Origin of the sequence: Williamsia sp. DF01-3 (assembly GCF_023051145.1) — a bacterium.
GTDB lineage: Bacteria > Actinomycetota > Actinomycetes > Mycobacteriales > Mycobacteriaceae > Williamsia.
Genome location: NZ_JALKFS010000005.1, coordinates 889,979 through 907,181 on the forward strand (window position 1 = coordinate 889,979; position 17,203 = coordinate 907,181).

The window sequence follows — 17,203 nt, forward strand, 5'->3', positions numbered from 1 at the left end:
GTCGACCCACTACCTGGTGTGGTGGTCGGTGTCTGTCGAGAGCCGGTTGCGGCGGCGGTGTGTGATGACGTCTTGCGTGCCGGGGTCGGTCGCGCGGGCACGCTTGGCGGTGTGGTTGCCGAATCGTAGGCGTATTCGACGTTGCGGGTCGGTCCGGAGTTTGCGGAGTGGCTTGCTGGGCAGGGTCCGCGTGAGGTCCATCGCCAGGAGGATTCGGTGTTGTTGGACCGGGACGGCGCGTCGCTGTCGGTCACTGGGTCAGTGCCCATCCCGACACCGTCTTCGGCTTGCTCGAGCTGAGTTTAGGATTGATCCCCGGGTCCGGCGGAACCGTGAGCGTTCCGGGCCGAACCGGCTGGTGGCGCAACGCTTTTGGTGTTCAGTGGTCAGCGGAGCGACGCCGAAACCCGCGCTTGATTGGGGTTTGATCGACGACATCGCCGCTTGAGCAGGGGTTCTATGGTCAGCCGTTTGAGTAGATCACGCCGCCGATCACGGTGGCGGAGACCAGTTTGCGGTGAGTTCATCGAGGACGACGTTGGGGCTCGCGCCCAGCAGGGTCAGGTCGGCGCGAGCGCCGGCTGTCAGTGTCCGGAACCGGGTGGGGGCGTGGGGTTCGCCGAGGAACAAGTCGAGCGCTGCGCGGGCCGAGACCCGTTCGGACGGCGAGAGTTCGGTGCTTGATCGTGAGATCCGGTCGCCGGCCGCGCGCATACATTCCCAGGGGTCGAGGTCGCCGAATAGCGCATCGGTGCCTCCGGCGACTGCGACACCGGCTCGCTGCAGACTGGCGAGCCGCCACAATCGCGGAAGCTCGATCGCCGGGATGTCCTCGAGGTCAACCCCTAACCGGATCGTTCAGCGCACCACCCAACCGTCTCGAAGGGCTGCAACACCTAAGCCCTATCCGTCAAGAGTAACTACACCGGGCACGGCGGTCGGGATCAATCATCACACTTCGCTGGTCGATGAAAAGTGATCAACTGTGCGACCGCGGCGGAGAGGCCGAGACCTGCTGCTAGCCCGGCCTGTTGGCTCGCAGTGAATTTGCTGTCGAGTCCGAAGGCGCGGTCAAGGCTGAAGCGCCCCGGTCCGATCGCGGCGAGTGTTATCGCCGCCACCGACAGGTTGGCGACGTACTCCCACCCTTCGGAGGTGATGAAGAAACCGTTGGGGAGGTGGACCGAGCGGGCGGCAACCGTCATTGTCCCGACGACGGCGGCGCAGGCCAGGGGAGTCCCGGCCCCAGCGACTATTGCGATTCCTGAGCCGACCTCAACGACTGCGGAGGCCTGAGCCTGCAGTTTGGGTTGCTTGAAGCCGATGGTTCCAAACCAACGTGCGGTGCCGTCGATGCTGCGCCCGTGTTTGACACCGTGAGCGATCATCGTGCCGCCGATCGCTGCGCGCAGCAGCAACTGAATTGCAGTGTGATCGGATGTCGGCTTCCTGAACGCGAGTGTCATGTGAAAACCTTTCGCAAATTGTGTTGCTCACAACATATCCGTTTCGATAGATCTCAACACGTTTGGCCGAGAGTCACGAACCGCGGTACGACTGAGCACCTCAATTCCGAGAAGTAGTACCGCCACGTGAGCGCGAGCGTCGCGCAGGATATCCGGGGAGTACGCCTCCGCCTCGACGCTCCATGGTCCGGAGTGGACCGACGTGAGCGCCAGTCCGACCTCGGGGCGTTGTCCGAACAGACCCAGGATGCGCGGTCGACGTATTGCTCGGTCGGGCAAGCCGAAGCCCGCGGTCAGATCGGTGAGGGCGCTGACGAAACGCAGCCGAGCCACGCGAGCGCTCCGTTCCACGGTGTATGTCGATAGTGTCTCGGGGTCCACGAGACGTTGTCCAGCAATGGTTCTGACAGCACCCGCGCATCACGAAGGGTGATGCTGAGTCCTTGCGCGGTGACCGGGTTGCTCCATCCAGCGGCATCGCCGATCACGGCTCCTCCGGGCACGACTGGTGTGTCGGTCCACGCATCGTTCATCGGAAAGGTCGCGCAGGGCCCGATCGGCGTAGACTCGGCCAATTCATCGTGATCGGGGAAGATCGAGGTCCGGTAGGACTCGAGGAACTCTGAGATCGTCGACGGACCCTCCAGCGGTTCCGGATAGTCCACACTTTGTCCAACGTACAGACGCACGTTGTTCTCGGCGCGGGGAATCACGATGAACTGGGTGTTGTCGGCGACAAGCGATACTGCGCCAAAGCCGCCGAGCGAACGGCAGGCGGATGCCCGAATCGGGTTGGGGTATGCCAGTGATCGGAACACCGGAGAAGTTGGCGGCGACGTTCGCGTCTGAGGCCGACCGAGGGGGCGAGCTTGCGATCGTACGATTCCACGACCGCGCCGACCCGGACACGATCGACAGGTTCGGCCACGATGTCATCTCCGCTCTGTACGCCGGATGGCTGTCTGTTCCGCCTCTGCTTCAGAGTTGCTCGTCCGGAGTCAGATCGTTCAGTACAGAATCGAGCCGCGCTCGAGCCCCTGGCGCGACGCCGTCGCCGGCCACGATATGCACAGCCTCTGCTTCGATGCCGGTAGAGGTCACTTCTGCCAATTCGCCCGGGTCGAGGTCCGATCCGGCGATGCTTGCGGATTGCCGGTCGCCGCAGCGCCGGCCGACGACTCGAGAGCCCGGGAGTTCGTGCCGAGACCGGTGGCCAGACGGCCCGGACACGACACCGACGCGCCCACACGGGGGAGGGGGAAGGGGGCACCGCGCGCAGTTCGACATTGAGGGTTTCGGTCAGTCCCACCGCCGCGGGCATCGTCGCGTTGTAGGGCGTGATGGTCGGCAACGGCATCAAGCCGCCGGCGGACGCCGCGTTGAGGATGTGACCCGAGCCCTGTTCGATGAGCAGCGGCGCAATGCCGTCACCCGATGGACGACGCCCATCAGCTCGAACTATCGAACGGGTCGACTGCCTGTTTGTCGTCCGACGCACAAGCAGGCCGCATGACATCGAGTTCAGATTCACCCGGGACTGAATCCGTTACAGTTCGAGACCACCCTCGACCAACTACCGTGGCGCGCGCCCACTCCCAGTTGCTTTGTCAACGAAGCCCAATCCGGAAACAATTCACGGAACCTCCCGCTTCCGGTGCCACGCGATCGTTCCTTGACACCGGAGTTTGGGAAGGTCAAGAGCCCCCAAATGGCTTTCACCAATGCCGGATCAAGTCTGATCCGACAGCGTTGAAAACTCTCGACGACCGGTGGCGGCGCCCCGTGCTGCCGGGCAGACGCAGCGCGTCAACTACGATACCGGGGCATATCTGGCGGAGTATGGGAATTGCCAATACTCGTCCAGGTATCCACCATATCCCCGGTATAGGGGCTGGCCGTTCGGAGCCGGTCGGAGCAATCAAAACCGAGTCGACGTGACACACGTACCCACTTGTCAGTCCGGCGAGCGCCATCCATGGGGCATATGGGCATCCGTCATGGGGCAAATGTGGGGCGAAAATCTTGGATGTGGTGGTCTGAGGGGTCTGAACGGCCGGTTGTCGACCGGTCTGACCTGGGCAACCGGCTTCACCTGGTGTTACTTCCATCTGAAGAGCGGAAGGTCATCGCGAACCGAGCCGATAATCGGTAACTACGTCGGCTCGAGTGCATCGCGAGACACCCGATTTGAGGGAGCAGTTGTTGCTTAAACCAGTTAGCGGGGGACGAAGAATAATCACCGAGATCGGTGGTTACGAAGCAACGTAGCTCACCCATGTGAAGAGATCTGAGCCGCCTCTTCATCTCGGGTGAACAATCCCGTGCGACTTGTTTCTAATTGGCAGTACGCCGCAGTCTGAAGATTGGGTGGCACAGGTTTGGCGCGCTGGGCTGCCAGTCGCGGCGACAACCCGTCGGCCGCGCGGATGACACTAGTGTGCGGTGTAGAAATGTTTTGGTTACCAGCGCGCCATGGTCATCGAAGGGATCAGCGAGTGACTTTCTTGACTATTGTCGATCTCGCCGATCGGGCTGGCCCCACGGTGGTCGAGTGGTCGCTGCCTGGTGTGGTGGTGGGTGTGTGCCGGGGTGGCGTCCCGCGCTGCGACAGCGCGGACCGGTGGCTCGATCTGAGTACGTTCACTGTGACCGACACTGCGTCTGATGATCGACGGGTGGTGCAGGTCTCGGACATCGACGAGACCATCGCGTTGTTGTCCGACAGGGTTGCGGCGCGGCCGGTCGCGGCGGCCATCTGCGATGACGTTTTGCGGGCGGGGTCGGCCGCCGGTAGCACCGCCGGTGGTTTGATCACCGAGTCGCTGGCCTACTCGACCTTGCAGGCCGGGGCCGAGTTCGGTGGGTGGCTCGCGGCCCAGGGTCCGCGGCGTCGTCACGAGCAGGGTGATGCGGTGGTGTTGTCTCGCAATGGTTCAGGCATGGACATCACCTTCAATCGCCCGGATCGTCATAACGCGTTCAGCAATGCGCTGCGCGCTGGGTTGATCGATGGTTTGACGGTGGCGCTGGCGGACCCTTCGGTCGAGTCGGTGAGGTTGAGTGGCCGGGGCCGCTCTTTTTGCAGCGGTGGTGACCTCTCGGAGTTCGGAATGTTCTCCGATCCGGCCGACGCGCACCTCGCTCGTACGCGGCACAGCCCGGCATTGCTCTTGGATGCTCTGACTCGTCGATTGGGAGCGGGTTGCCGGGCTGATGTTCATGGCGCTGTTCTGGGGAGTGGGATGGAGATGGCGGCCTACTGCGGTGTTGTTGCCGCGCATCCGGATACGGTGTTCGGCCTACCGGAGTTGGACCTCGGTTTGGTTCCGGGTGCCGGTGGCACGGTGAGCATTCCTCGGCGGATCGGGCGTTGGCGTACCGCATATTTGGTCCTGACCGGGCGCCGGATCGACGCGGCCACCGCGCGGCGATGGGGCTTGGTCGATGAGGTGAGGGAGTGAGGGAGAGTTCTCGGCCGGTACCTCTGTCATAGGTCGATGCTGTGACGGATGTGTCCGTCGATGACCGTGGCCGCGACCAGTTCGGCGGAGAGTTCGGCCAGTACGGCGTCGGGTCCGGCGGACATGAGGCATAGATCGGCGCGTTCTCCCGCGACCAGGTCGCGTGGTCGTGCCGGCGTGTGTGGATCGCCGAGGAACATCGCCAGTGCTGTTGCCGCGGAGACACGTTCGTCGGGGGAGAGGAGAGTTCCTGATGTGGTGAGACGGTCTCTGGCTGCGCGCATGGCCGCCCACGGATCGAGCTCGCCGAAGGGCGCATCGGTACTTCCCGCGATCGGCACACCCGCTCGATACAGGCTTGCGACCCTCCACAACTCGTGCTGCTCGGCGGCGGGTACGTCGAGGACGTATTCTTCGCCCCGTTCGGCGACGAAATTGGGTTGTGTGACCACGGTGATTCCGAGACCGGCCAGATCGTCGAGCATGTCGCCTGGCACCATCGCCGCGTGCTCGATCCGATCGCCCGTACGTACACCTGCAGTTCGTAGGGCGGTGAGTGCGACGACGAGTTGCACGACTGTCACGCAGTGCAGAGCCACCGCGTGAGCGCTTGAGTGTTGGCGGGCCACCCACAGCGTCAGTTCGTCGAGGTCGAGCGAGCTGTCGTCGAGGATCCGTTTGATCGGCCCGAACTCGAGCCGCGAAAAGCGCTGTCCCTCAGCGCGTGAGAGCACCATCACTCGCTGTGGGAGTTGCCCCGTGTGCACGGCGGCGTCGAGGGCCTCGAGATCGGCGGCACCGAGATTCGGTGTGGCCTCGGTGATCCCTGTGACGCCGAACGCTGCCAGCGCAGAGCCGAGGGGGCTAAAATCCATCGATTCGCCGACTGTGGTCGCCGCGAACTCGGAGTCCTGTCGAAAGAACCGGCCGGTGGGGTGATCCGGCCGACCGAGAGCGATCAGGCCAGGTGTGTTCACGATCCACAGGGCGCCGCTGCGGTGTTGGATTCTCACCGGTGCACCGACGAACAACTCGTCGAGGCGGTGGCGGTCCAGCTCGCCGGCGACGCTGTCGTGATATCCGACCGCACGTATCCAGCCGTCGGTGCGAGGTGCACATCGCTGGAGTGTCTCGGCCAGCTGCCGAGGCGTCGTCACATGTGGCGGGCCGACTTTCACCGACTGCATCGCAGCCACCGCGGCCCTGGCGTGCACATGATGATCGTGTAGTCCGGGCAGCAGCGTGCCACCTCCGGCATCGAGCACCGGTTCGTCACCGGTCGCCGACAACTCGAAGGCCACGTCTGCCAATCGGCCGCCGGCGATACGAACCGCAATGGGTTCACCGGTGATGCGGCGTGCGCCGGTGATCAGCATGCCCGGCCCCGACGCTCGGCGACGATGTCGAGAACCGTTGTTTCGTCGATCCTTTCAAAGACAGGATCGGAGAACTGCGGGAGAGCCGGCGGCGAGATATCGATACCGGCGGGCTTGGTCCCCTCGACTGTCGGGAGGGCCGCGTACTCGGCAGCCACTGCGGCCATCGCCACATCGATGATCTCACCGCCACCGCGAGCCAGAGATGAAAGTACCGCCCCCGCAGCCTCCAGGCCCGTGAGCGGGTCGGCGATCGCGTCGCCGCAGAACACCGGGCCACGCCTACCGCGTCCGACGAGACCACCGGCGACAGCGGCGTCATCGCCGAAGGCGACGCGGTTGGTCATCCCGGCAGCCCGGCCGTAGCCGGTGATCCGCACCCACACACGCCCGTCCCGGGGCGATCTCGTCGGCGCATCGAGACCGGCCTGTTCGAGCGCGCGAGGGCGGGAGGCCTCGATGACCACGTCCGCGACGTCGAGCAAGCCGGTGAGTCCGACAGCGTGGTGACTCAGTTCTGATGTGTACAAGAGTTTGTGGCCGTTCATCCACGCGAAGAAGTCGCGGTTGCCGGCTCTGGCCCCGTCCGGCCGGTGCGGGCTCTCCACCTTGATCACGGTGGCGCCGAGCTTCTGCAGGAGATGGCCACACAGCGGTCCGGCCCACATGGCAGACAGGTCCACCACCAACAGATCCGAGAAATCGGGGGCCGGACGTGCCGGCCACGCCCTGGTGATCTCGACTGGGTCGGTGGTCACCGACCCCAGCACGGCGGCCGGGATCTCGAGCATCTGGGCACGATCAACGATCTGATCGGCAGACAGGTCAGGAAGCGTCTCGTTCAGCACATCCCACGGGTCCTCGATCGGATCGGCTGATTCGAGCAGCGCGGGGAGTGAGTCGATGTCGCCCGCGCGCGACAGAGTGATCGCCACCCATGTGTCGCGGCACCGAATCAGGCGCGTGCCGCCACCTGCAGCCTGGTGGCCAGCGCGGGATGTGCCCATGAGTGCCGCCCGGCCCGTCAACAGCTCGCCGGCATCCGCGCCGAACATCGCGGCGACGGTATCGGCCCGCTCCAGGATCTGCGCTCGGGAGTAGTCAGGGGTTTCAGGATCGCCGGTCAGGTAGGCCATGCCGCTCTGCGCCCATCGCCGCACAAACGTCTGCACGTCGCTTCCCGACCGGACTTCTCGCGCCATGACATCAAATGTGTCAGGTGCCGGCGACGGGCGCACGAACCGGTGCTCGATGTCGTGCGCTCACGCCGCTGACCGGCCGCGATCACGCGCACGTTTCGGTAACCGACGAGGCGGCACCGAGAGCCGTCGGCGACACCGATCGGGTCTGGTGGAAGCCCCTAGAGGCCGGCCGCTTGTGCCAGTCGTCCCAGCGAATGGTGCGGCTGACCGATCAGCTGAGCGGTCCCATGTGCGCGCTTGAAGTACAGATGCGCGTCGTGCTCCCACGTGATGCCGATTCCGCCATGGAGCTGAATGGTCTCGGCGGCAATGTGGTTGAACGCGTCCGAGCAGTACACCCGGGCAGCGTCGGCGAGCGCGAGCGCTTCGTCGGTTCCGTTGACGAGTGCGTCGACGGCTGCGTAGGAGATGGAATGCGCGGTCTCGGTGAGTGCGTACATGTCGGCCATCCGGTGCTTGAGTGCCTGGAATGAGCCGATGACCCGCCCGAACTGTTTGCGCGACTTGGTGTATTCGACGGTCAGGTCGAGCGCTGCGCGAGCTGCGCCCACCTGTTCGGCGCTGATCGCGACGAATGCGGTCGCTCGGAGGTTGTCCACCAGATTCTCGGCCGTGGGGATGGCGATGGCATCGACATCCTCGAAGGTGACGGTTGTCAGCGGCCGCGTGGGGTCCATGGTGGGACGGGCTACTCGAGTGATGCCGTCGGCGTTCGCATCCACCTGATGCAGCGTGACGTGCTCACCCGAGCGGGCCAGGACCAGCAACACGTCGGCATACTCGCCGTCGAGTACGTAGTGGCTGGTACCGGAGAGAATCCCGCTGCTCGCCTCCACTCCGGGTTCGTTCCAGCCCGATTCGCCTGCCCAGCACAGTGCGGCCACCTTCTCGCCCGATGCCAGGTCAGGAAGGGTACGCGCGCAGGCCTCGTCGTCTCTGCTGAGGAGCAGGGCCTGCGTGGCGAGAACCGCGGAACCGAGCATCGGAACCGGGGAGAGGTGTTTGCCCAGTTCTTCGAGGACCACATGGGTTTCGGTGAGCGTGGCGCCGACACCGTCGAACTGCTCCGGGATCGCCAGTGCGGCGACGCCGATCTGTTCGCACAGGGTGGACCACAGAGCCTGGTCGTGCCTGTTCTCCGACGACATCGCCGCTCGCACGCTTGCGGAGTCGCCACTGCGGCGTAGCAGCGCAGCAACCGAATCACGAAGCGCGGACTGCTCTTCGGTGTCGATTCCGGGGGAGTAGATGCTCATGCGCTGATCGACTCCAGGACGCGGGACCGGTGGACGGCCGGCGTACCCCATGCCGACAGCAGGGCTCGTGTCTTCGTCAGGAACAGCGACAGATCGTGCTCCTGGGTGTACCCGATGGCGCCGAGCACCTGAAGGCCGACCCGGGAGGCGAGGTAGGCGGCCTCTCCCGCGGCAACTTTCGCCGCTGACACATCGCGCGAGGCGAATTGTGGTTCGGGTACTTGTCCTTCCAGGGTGAGTGCTGCTCCGTGCACGAGTGGCCGTGCCATCTCGACGGCGATGGCCACATCGGCGAGATGGTGTTTGACAGCCTGGAATGAACCGATTTCCCTGCCGAACTGCTTCCGCGTTTTCGCGTACTCGCTGGTGAGGGTGAGCATGGTCTGCGCGAGGCCGATGAGCTGCGCCGCCGTCGCCAGGGCACCGAAGTCGAATGCGCGGGAGGCATCTACATTGGCCAGCCGTTCGCCGGCCTGCACTACCGAGAGCGTGCGGGCCAGATCCACCGACGGGCGCGGGCCCGTACCCACCCCGGTGCTCAATGTCGAGCCGTCGACGAGATAGGTCTGTTCGGCGACTTCCACATCGACTGCGAAAGGAACCTCGGGAGGCAAAGCCAGCGTGGCCAGTGCACCTTCTGCCAATGCGGCCAACGGTTCGGTCACTGCGGCGTCGGCAAGCAGAACCGGTACTGCAGCAACAGTTTCGGCAACGGGCCCGGGCACTCCGTAACGGCCGAGTGTCTCGACCGCGACGACCATCTCGACGGCGCCGGCGCCCATGCCGCCGTTGTCGTCGGAGATCAGCAGTGCGTTGACGCCGGTCTCGGCCAGCCTCGACCACACCTTGCGCCCTGGTTCGAGGTCCCCGGTGTTCCACGCGCGAATCACCGCGGGCACATCACTCTTGGCGAGCATGGCGTCGATCGACGACGCGAGATCGCGATGCTCGTCTTCCAGCAGAAATCTCATCTAGCGGTCCCCTCGCGGAAGTCCGAGCAGTCGTTCGGCAATCACGTTTCGCTGGATCTCGTTGGTACCGGCATAAATCGGCCCCGACAGTGAGAACAGGTACCCATCGGTCCAGTCGCCGGACGGGTGCCGAAGCGCAACTTCGGATTCCGGGCCCAACAGATCCAACGCTGTCTCGTGGGTTGCGATGTCCCACTGTGACCAGAACACCTTGTTGATCGAGGACTCCATGCCCAGCTGTCCGCCCTCTGCCAGTCTGCTGACGGTGGCAAACGTGGACAGCTCATACGCGCGGGCACCGATCCACGCATCGGCCACGCGGTCGCCGAGCCCGGCGCGCAGCTCGGGTGCGGTGTCACGCCACAGGTTCAGCAGCCGATCGGTGGTGGCAAGGAAACGGCCGGGGGAGCGGAGGGAGAGTCCACGTTCGTTGGCCGCGGTGCTCATGGCCACCTTCCAGCCGTTGTTCACCTCGCCGATCACTCCGGACTCGCCGGGCTGATCGGGATCGTCGGGAACAAAGACGTTCTCCAGGAACAGCTCTGCGAATCCTGGCTCGCCGTCGAGCTGATTGATGGGCCGGACGGTGACACCCTCTGCGCGCAGATCGAACATGAAGTAGGTGATCCCGCGGTGCCGAACCGAGTCGGGGTCGGAACGGAACAGGCCGAAACCCCAGTCCGCGAAGCTCGATCGTGAGCTCCAGGTCTTCTGACCGTTGAGCAGCCAGCCGCCTTCGGTACGAGTTGCGGTGGATCGCAGCGACGCGAGGTCGCTGCCGGCCTCGGGTTCGCTCCACGCCTGACCCCAGATGTCGTCGGCCCGTGCCATCCGCGGCATGATCCGTGTCAGCTGATCAGGGTGAGCATGTTCGAAAAGCGTTGGTGCCAAAAGAAAGATGCCGTTCTGGCTGACCCGGCCCGGAGCCCCGCTGCGGTAATACTCTTCTTCGAAGATCAGCCAGTGCAGCAGCGGTGCGTCGCGACCACCGAACTCTTCGGGCCAGCTGACCACCGACATGCGGGCATCGGCCATGGTGGCCTCCCACTGTCGGTGCTGTTCGAAGCCTTCGGCGCTGTCCATGGACCGCAGCGGCTTTTCCGGAACGTTCTCGGACAGCCAGCCCCGGACCTCGTCGCGAAAGGTGTTCGCCGCGTCGTCGAAGAGCAGATCCATCAGGACTCCTGCTTGGTAGCGCTGGACTTCATCGACTTGGCGTCCATGCCGCCCAAGGGGTCACCCTCGGGTGCTTCGGCATTGGCGCTGTGTGCGAAGTGGTGCCAGCCGAAGACCGAGTCCATCGCGTTTCGCATGCCCATCTGGTCTTCACAGATGTTGACGGCCTTTTGCACAACGCGAGTCCCAGCTGCGGCATCTCGGCGATGTTCCCGGCGATCTCGTCGACCTTCGCGGCCAGTTCGTCGCGGGGGACAACGTGGTTGACCATGCCCCAGTCGAGAGCTTCCTTGGCTCCGAACCGCTGGCCGGTGAAGAGGATCTCCTTGGCACGGCGTGGGCCGAGCACAAATGCGTGGGCGAAGTACTCGACCCCGGGGATGCCCATCCGAGCGACCGGGTCGGAGAAGAACGCGTCGTCCGAGGCGACGATGAAGTCGCAGATCCAGGCCAGCATCATGCCGCCGGCGATGCAGGCACCGTGCACCTGTGCGATCACGGGTTTGGGGATCTCCCGCCAGCGGCGGCACATCCCCATGTACACCTCGACTTCGCGGGCCAGGCGCTGGTCACCGCCGGTGCGGTCGGTGTGGTCCCAGTACAAGGTGGCGGTGTTCGGGTACTCGACGTGGAAGTCGCGTTCCGGCGTGCCGATGTCGTGACCGGCGGAGAAGTGTTTGCCCGCTGCACGCAGGACGATGACCTTGACGTCGGCATCGTTGACGGCGCGCACGAACGCCGCGTCGAGGGAGTACGTCATGACCGAGTTCTGCGCGTTGCGATAGTCGGGACGGTTCAACGTCACGTACGCGACGGCGCCCACGGTCTCGTACGCCACCGGGGTGGTGTCGACGCCAAGCTCGGAAGCGGTGAGAGGGCTCGGGATAGTCACCTCGACACCATACCTAGCAAGTGCTTGGTTGGTAAATGGCGTTGGCGAGTCGGTCATGCGGTGGCCGGCGTGGTCACTCTGCGAGGGCGATTCGGTCAGGAACTTCCACCACGAGTGCCGGGCTGGGCTGCTCACGGGATGGAGGTCACTCGGACAGTCGCCGGGGAAGCAACCAGTGGGCCACATTGCGGCGCGTGGCCATCAGCGATCTCAACGGGCCGCCAGTGGCCGGGTTGCCGTGGCTGTACATCTCTGGATCTCCGGTCTGCGACCGGGCCGGCGGCGGTGGCGGGGTGTTCACCGAGGCGGGTTCAATAGCGGAAGACATTGCCTGCCCTCGTAGTTCTGACGGCGGCCGCACCGCAGGTCGCCGTATATCTGTGGCGGCCTGCGATACGGGCATGCTCATCCGGCGCTTCCGGTTGCTACAGCCTGCGCGATAACGCCGAAAGTGTTTCCGATGACTTCGATGAGGTAAAAGAATGTTGACAGCATGTTTCTCCTTTCGTATTTGATACGGTTCTGGGCCGGGAACTCATGGCCTATGCGGGCCGTTGTATTCGGCTGGTGTGTTCCGGATCGGTACCTGCCCTCACGGCGTCGCCGCTGTCGAGAGCGGGATGCGAATCAGGTTGTGATGCAGTGTCTCCGGCCTTTTTGTCGTCGTTGTTCATCTCGCTGATCTCGCTCTTGAAAATGCGCATCGAGCGACCGAGTCCGCGTGCGGCGTCGGGTAGTTTTCGCGATCCGAAGAGAATCAGGAAAACAACAACGACGAGAACGATATGCCACGGTTGAAGAGCGTTCATTGATCCCCCTGTGTACTGACTATTTCTCGCGCCAGTGCGTAATTCTGTTAGTTGTGGACATGTTCTAATGCCACCCCGGCAGTCTCAGTGATACGCGAACTGTTTCTATGTAACATGAGTAGCACGTTGTGGCGGCAGTCACAAGAAATATTGAGAATCCTTTTAGCGGATTGCGACGAGTTGTCGCAGGCGGACTTGTCCTCGCCGCGGTCGGGTGGCTCGTCGTAAATCGGCGGCGGCGGGGAACGCGGCCGTAGTCTTCGGCAGGGCTAGCCTTTTGTCGCCGGCTCGATCGTCAAGGAACTGATCTGTTTTGCTTTGTCCACCGTGAATCGGTTCGCCAGGTCGATTCGGCCGCCTGGGAAGTTTCCTTCGATGCGGTTGATCACAACGAATGCGTCGGCACGCTCTTCGGTTCGCAACTGCGTTGTGGTGTACCTGAACGACTGCGCGACTTCTGTACGCCAGGAGGCGATCTCGTTGCGTCCCCGGTAGGTCTTCCCGTCGTCGACCACGATGGCGTCCTCGGCGAACAGGTTCGCGAGGGCCGCGGGATCGGCGTCCGGGGCGGCATGGAGGTACTCGGTTACGGCGGTCGGCAGGTCAGTGGTCTCGGATGTCATCTCGATGGTTCCTTTCGCGCGTGATGTTGGTTGCGGACCCCACCCTGACCGTTCCCCCCAGGGGAAGGTCAACACCCGGCGACGTCACCGCGAAGGTTGAGGTTCCCCTCAGGGGAAGGGGGAGACTGAAATGGTGCCCAGTTTGATGACCATCGGTGACTTCAGCCGCGCGACGCGCCTCAGTGCCAAGGCGCTCAGGTTCTACCACCGTGTGGGCCTGCTCGAACCCGCCGCCGTGGACCCGAACAACCAGTACCGCTACTACGGTCGGGGACAGATCGAGGATGCACGGGTCATTCACCATCTCCGCTCGCTCGACATGCCTGTCGAAGAAATCCACCGAGCGCTGCAGGCATCCGGCGAAGAAGCAAAGAACGCCATCATCGCCGACCATCTGCAGCGCATGGAAGAACGGCTGGCGCACACGCAGTCCGCGGTGGAGTCGCTTCGTCGATTGTTGACGGACCCAACACAGCGGGTGCAGATCGAACGACGGAACATCGCGAGCATGTCTGCGTTGGTCATCCGCGGCAGCATCGATCTGGCGGATCTGGGTGCTTGGTTCACAAATGCCAACGCGGGCCTCGATGACGCTGTCACGCGGTCGAGAATCACCACCGATGGGCCGCGCGGTGGACTGTGGTCGACCGAGTTGTTCCTGGACGAACACGGCGAATGCGCTCTCTTTCAACCGGTTGCGCCCTCGAGTGCACCGCCCGAAGGCGGCCGCGCCGTACTGGAATCACTGCCGGCCGCGACGCTGGCGGTGGCGACGCACCGGGGCAGCGATGCGACCATCGGCGAGGTGTACGCAGACCTCGGCGCTTACGTCAACGAACACGGTATCGGCGCACCCGGTCCGGTGCGAGAAACCTACCTCGAAGGCACTCCCGGACGAGACGGGACAACCGAGATCGGTTGGCCCATCACTGCTTCGAGCACAAGGAACTGACCACTCACACCGCGGCGACGGTGCCGCAGATGCCACATTGCTCGAACTGGCGCCGTTTCCAGCGCGCGATCGGGATGAAGAACAACGTGAATTGTTGGTACTGCCTGATCCGTGCCCACTGCGTGGTGTTGTTGCAGTGCGGGCATGTGCGGGTTTGCCCCGGGCCGAGGTGTTTCTGCTTCGTGCCGAAACCAAAGATGAAGAACACGAAGCCCAGCATATAGCTTCCTTCGAAGCCGGCCGGTTGTCTGCAGTGGTTGCAGGTCGATCGGGGTGCTGCTGATCAGATGGCGGCGTGGCGCGGCCGATGACTTCTGTGCTGCCCCACGGTCTACCCCTCTGGGTATCGACAGGCAGGAATGCATATGACAGGTGCAACGCGCTCGGGCATGACTTCCGTGCAGGCCAACGGTGTACAACTCGGCATCGAGAGATTCGGCCGCGAGGCAGACCCGCTGATCCTCCTGGTCGGCGGCACCACGATGTTGTCGTGGCCGGACGCACTGTGTGAACGCCTCGCAACAGGTGGTCGGCACGTGGTGTGCTACGACCTGCGTGACTCAGGGACGTCGACCACCCTCGACCCGAACAACCCTGCCTACGACCTCCGGTCAGTTCGTCGTCAACCCGGCCAAGGCCTTCCTCAGGGATGTCGCGCACTGGCGATTGCCGGTTTCGCTGCCCGGTACGACAACCATCCACCGAACCGGGTGATGTCCGTAGCGTCGGACAACGCCGCACGCTCACAACTGAATCCGATCATCGACCGTCCGCCTGCGAGCTGCACCGATCCCAGCATCATCGGCGCGGGCAACGTGGCGAGAAACGACGACAGTTCGGCCGGGGCCATCCGCCAGACGCCTCCGGTGATCGAACTGCCGCCGTCGATCGTGCGCACCAGTCCCGGTTTGGGTGGCGTGGTCGGCAGGGCATAGAGGCCGTAGTTGGGGGCGGTGTGATCGGCACCCACGAATCGCGCTCCGCGGCTTGTCATCTCGTGCTCGAGTGGTTGACCTGGTAGGTGTGCGCCGACGACGAACACGTCCGACCACGATGCGCCGATGGATTCGATCCACGGCGCCCCTTGTGACAACGGCGGTGTTGCACCCGCAGCTGCCACCGACTCTGGCGTCTCGACAACTCGGCGGGCCACATCGAGGGCGACAGCATCGTGGAAGGCGCCCGCCAGCACAGTGACCCCGAACTGGGCGGTCCCGGCGGTTCCCGCGGGAACGGCGACACCGCACATGTCGAACAGGTTCGCGAAGTTGGTGTAGGTGCCGAGCCACGAGTTCACGCCGATCGGGTCGTCCTCGACCGCTGCGATCGATGGATGTCCAGGGACGGTCGGAACCAGCAGCGCGTCGAAATCCGACAGCAACGCAACGCTTTCGGCGCGCAGACGCTCGAGCCGCTCCAGGTCGCGCGCCATCTGAGACGCCGTCACTGTTCCCGCAGCCGAGATCACGCGACCGACGGTGGGGTCCACTGCGTGCCGATGCGTGTCGACGAAGGCTCCGACAGCCGCGTGGCGTTCGGCGACAAGTCCACCCTCGTAGAGCAGGCGTGCTGCCTCGAGAAATGGTTCGAATGGAATTGCTTGTACAACAACACCGTCCGCGCGCAGTCGGTCCACGACTCGGTCAAAGGCTTCACTCCAGCCCGGGGACATCGCCGGCAACTCGCGCGGTATCGCAATGCGCGGAACGGGAGGCGCGGCCAGCGGTACGTCGTGGGGGAGAGCGCGTGTGCCCTCGCCTCCGGCCATGAAACCCATGGCCGTGTTGGCAGTCTCGATGTCTCGGGCCATGATGGTCACCGCATCCCACGATCGGCATGCGGGCACCAGCCCTCGCGTGGACACCAGACCCAGGGTGGGCTTGATCCCGACTACGCCTCCGAACGCTGCCGGCACCCGGCCCGAACCGGCCGTGTCGGTACCGATCGCGATGTCGGCGAGTCCGAGTGCGACGGCCACCGCCGATCCTGAACTCGAACCACCCGCGATGTGGTCTGGTCGTCGCGCGTCCCGGACACCTCCGTACGGGCTTCTCTGCCCGACCAATCCGGTGGCGAACTGGTCCATGTTCGTCGACCCCACGACGGTCGCCCCCGCGGCCCGTAGGCGTGCGACCGCGTCGGCGTCAACGCTCGCCGGCGCATCGGCGTATGAGGGGCATCCGGCGGTGGTCGGCAGTCCGGCGACATCGACGTTGTTCTTGACTGCCAACAGCATTCCGGCGAGCGGGCCCGTCGCTGCCGCGGCGGCCATGCGCACGTCCTCTCGGGCGAGAAGGTCGATCCAGATCTCGGACCGATCGAGTGTGTCCACTGCATCGAAGAACGCGTCAACTCGTTCGGTCATCATCGACTCCCAGCACTGTGCACATGAACCATGGGCTGTAACCCCTCGATCAGGGGAGAAAAGGCGTTGTCCAGGTGTGCGGCGTGAGAAGTGTCGGGCAGAACCCTTACTTCCAGGTCGAGGGCGACCGCCAGTGCATGGACGGACTCATGGCGCGCACGCGGTGAGTTGGCTCCGACGGTGAGGGTGACCGAAGACGAACTGTTGGTGAAGGGGCGAGGTTCGAATCGGCGGAACATGGCGAGTTCTCGGGCAACCGTCTCCCCGCTCGATGTGGTCATCGAAGGATCCCACCCGGGACCGTAGAGCTCGTGGCCGAAACCCGGCACCCCGTCTTCGTCGAACGCGGCGACGACGGGGTCCAGCAATCCCGGCATCAGAGACCCGGCCGCCGGTTCGTGCAGGACCGCCGCGGTCATCGTGACACCGCGGGCAGCCAACTCCAAGCCCAACGTCGCCCCGCCGCTGACGCCGAAGACAACCGCGCCGTCACACAACGGCGCCAGGAAATCGACCTCGGTCGCCAGGTTGCCGGAACGGGGCCGCTGCGGGATCACGACGTGAAAGCCTCTCTCGGACAACAACGTGGACGTCTGCTCCCATACAGGCGGGTCCACGGCCACGCCACACAGCAAGACGGCTCTCAACTGCATG

Annotated in this window: 19 protein-coding genes and 2 pseudogenes; 3 read left to right on the forward strand and 18 right to left on the reverse strand. The window is 64.3% G+C overall.

Features of this window, described 5'->3' with window-relative positions; translation table 11 throughout:
- Positions 1–9: 9 nt before the first annotated feature.
- From MVA47_RS06145 to MVA47_RS06170, 6 genes are all read right to left on the reverse strand, one after another.
- Positions 10–201: a hypothetical protein gene (locus MVA47_RS06145; protein ID WP_247207114.1), complete on the reverse strand. Its 192-nt coding sequence runs from the start codon at positions 199–201 to the stop codon at positions 10–12.
- Between the two features lie 291 nt (positions 202–492).
- The gene (locus MVA47_RS06150; protein ID WP_247207115.1) at positions 493–804 is read right to left on the reverse strand and encodes an amidohydrolase family protein; all 312 of its coding nucleotides are present in this window, start codon (positions 802–804) and stop codon (positions 493–495) included.
- Between the two features lie 140 nt (positions 805–944).
- Positions 945–1,466, reverse strand: a complete 522-nt coding sequence (locus tag MVA47_RS06155) for a DoxX family protein (protein ID WP_247207116.1) — start codon at positions 1,464–1,466, stop codon at positions 945–947.
- 27 nt (positions 1,467–1,493) lie between these two features.
- Positions 1,494–1,799: a hypothetical protein gene (locus MVA47_RS06160; protein WP_247207117.1), complete on the reverse strand. Its 306-nt coding sequence runs from the start codon at positions 1,797–1,799 to the stop codon at positions 1,494–1,496.
- Positions 1,760–2,284 carry a hypothetical protein gene (locus MVA47_RS06165; RefSeq protein WP_247211085.1) on the reverse strand — a complete coding sequence of 175 codons (525 nt, stop codon included), beginning with the start codon at positions 2,282–2,284 and terminating at the stop codon, positions 1,760–1,762. Before MVA47_RS06165 ends, MVA47_RS06160 begins: the two co-directional genes overlap by 40 nt.
- Positions 2,176–2,982: an SDR family oxidoreductase gene (locus MVA47_RS06170; protein ID WP_247210623.1), complete on the reverse strand. Its 807-nt coding sequence runs from the start codon at positions 2,980–2,982 to the stop codon at positions 2,176–2,178. Before MVA47_RS06170 ends, MVA47_RS06165 begins: the two co-directional genes overlap by 109 nt.
- A 934-nt stretch (positions 2,983–3,916) precedes the next feature.
- Between MVA47_RS06170 and MVA47_RS06175 the strand changes: the two genes are divergently transcribed.
- Positions 3,917–4,927: an enoyl-CoA hydratase/isomerase family protein gene (locus tag MVA47_RS06175; protein WP_374474128.1), complete on the forward strand. Its 1,011-nt coding sequence runs from the start codon at positions 3,917–3,919 to the stop codon at positions 4,925–4,927.
- Between the two features lie 26 nt (positions 4,928–4,953).
- Here MVA47_RS06175 and MVA47_RS06180 read toward each other — a convergent pair whose 3' ends face one another.
- From MVA47_RS06180 to MVA47_RS06220, 9 genes and pseudogenes are all read right to left on the reverse strand, one after another.
- A complete protein-coding gene (locus MVA47_RS06180) occupies positions 4,954–6,303 on the reverse strand; it encodes an amidohydrolase family protein (RefSeq protein WP_247207119.1) in 1,350 nt (449 codons plus the stop codon).
- Positions 6,297–7,505, reverse strand: coding sequence for a CoA transferase (locus MVA47_RS06185; RefSeq protein ID WP_247207120.1), 1,209 nt, complete (start codon positions 7,503–7,505; stop codon positions 6,297–6,299). Before MVA47_RS06185 ends, MVA47_RS06180 begins: the two co-directional genes overlap by 7 nt.
- 158 nt (positions 7,506–7,663) lie before the next feature.
- Positions 7,664–8,761, reverse strand: coding sequence for an acyl-CoA dehydrogenase family protein (locus tag MVA47_RS06190; protein WP_062795011.1), 1,098 nt, complete (start codon positions 8,759–8,761; stop codon positions 7,664–7,666).
- Positions 8,758–9,732: an acyl-CoA dehydrogenase gene (locus tag MVA47_RS06195; RefSeq protein WP_247207121.1), complete on the reverse strand. Its 975-nt coding sequence runs from the start codon at positions 9,730–9,732 to the stop codon at positions 8,758–8,760. The genes MVA47_RS06190 and MVA47_RS06195 overlap by 4 nt, the downstream gene beginning before the upstream one ends.
- On the reverse strand, positions 9,733–10,908 hold the full coding sequence (locus MVA47_RS06200) for an acyl-CoA dehydrogenase family protein (protein ID WP_062795013.1): 1,176 nt from the start codon (positions 10,906–10,908) through the stop codon (positions 9,733–9,735).
- Positions 10,908–11,857: pseudogene (locus MVA47_RS06205) on the reverse strand (enoyl-CoA hydratase). Before MVA47_RS06205 ends, MVA47_RS06200 begins: the two are co-directional and overlap by 1 nt.
- A gap of 88 nt (positions 11,858–11,945) precedes the next feature.
- Complete coding sequence (locus tag MVA47_RS06210; protein ID WP_247207122.1) at positions 11,946–12,128, reverse strand: hypothetical protein; 183 nt, start codon at positions 12,126–12,128, stop codon at positions 11,946–11,948.
- A 214-nt stretch (positions 12,129–12,342) separates the two neighbouring features.
- The gene (gene tatA / locus MVA47_RS06215) at positions 12,343–12,609 is read right to left on the reverse strand and encodes a Sec-independent protein translocase subunit TatA (protein ID WP_247207123.1); all 267 of its coding nucleotides are present in this window, start codon (positions 12,607–12,609) and stop codon (positions 12,343–12,345) included.
- A 269-nt stretch (positions 12,610–12,878) separates the two neighbouring features.
- Positions 12,879–13,232, reverse strand: coding sequence for a nuclear transport factor 2 family protein (locus MVA47_RS06220; protein WP_247207124.1), 354 nt, complete (start codon positions 13,230–13,232; stop codon positions 12,879–12,881).
- 145 nt (positions 13,233–13,377) lie between these two features.
- Between MVA47_RS06220 and MVA47_RS06225 the strand changes: the two genes are divergently transcribed.
- Positions 13,378–14,184, forward strand: coding sequence for a MerR family transcriptional regulator (locus tag MVA47_RS06225; RefSeq protein WP_247207125.1), 807 nt, complete (start codon positions 13,378–13,380; stop codon positions 14,182–14,184).
- A gap of 4 nt (positions 14,185–14,188) precedes the next feature.
- Here MVA47_RS06225 and MVA47_RS06230 read toward each other — a convergent pair whose 3' ends face one another.
- The gene (locus MVA47_RS06230; protein ID WP_030168620.1) at positions 14,189–14,404 is read right to left on the reverse strand and encodes a zinc-ribbon domain-containing protein; all 216 of its coding nucleotides are present in this window, start codon (positions 14,402–14,404) and stop codon (positions 14,189–14,191) included.
- A gap of 169 nt (positions 14,405–14,573) precedes the next feature.
- Here MVA47_RS06230 and MVA47_RS06235 point away from each other — a divergent pair.
- Positions 14,574–14,801: pseudogene (locus tag MVA47_RS06235) on the forward strand (alpha/beta fold hydrolase); the annotation flags it as partial.
- A gap of 26 nt (positions 14,802–14,827) precedes the next feature.
- Here MVA47_RS06235 and atzF read toward each other — a convergent pair.
- Both atzF and MVA47_RS06245 read right to left on the reverse strand, forming a co-directional pair.
- A complete protein-coding gene (gene atzF, locus MVA47_RS06240) occupies positions 14,828–16,549 on the reverse strand; it encodes an allophanate hydrolase (protein ID WP_247207126.1) in 1,722 nt (573 codons plus the stop codon).
- Entirely contained in the window at positions 16,549–17,202 is a 654-nt protein-coding gene (locus MVA47_RS06245; RefSeq protein ID WP_247207127.1) for an alpha/beta fold hydrolase, read from the reverse strand. Before MVA47_RS06245 ends, atzF begins: the two co-directional genes overlap by 1 nt.
- Position 17,203 lies beyond the last annotated feature (1 nt).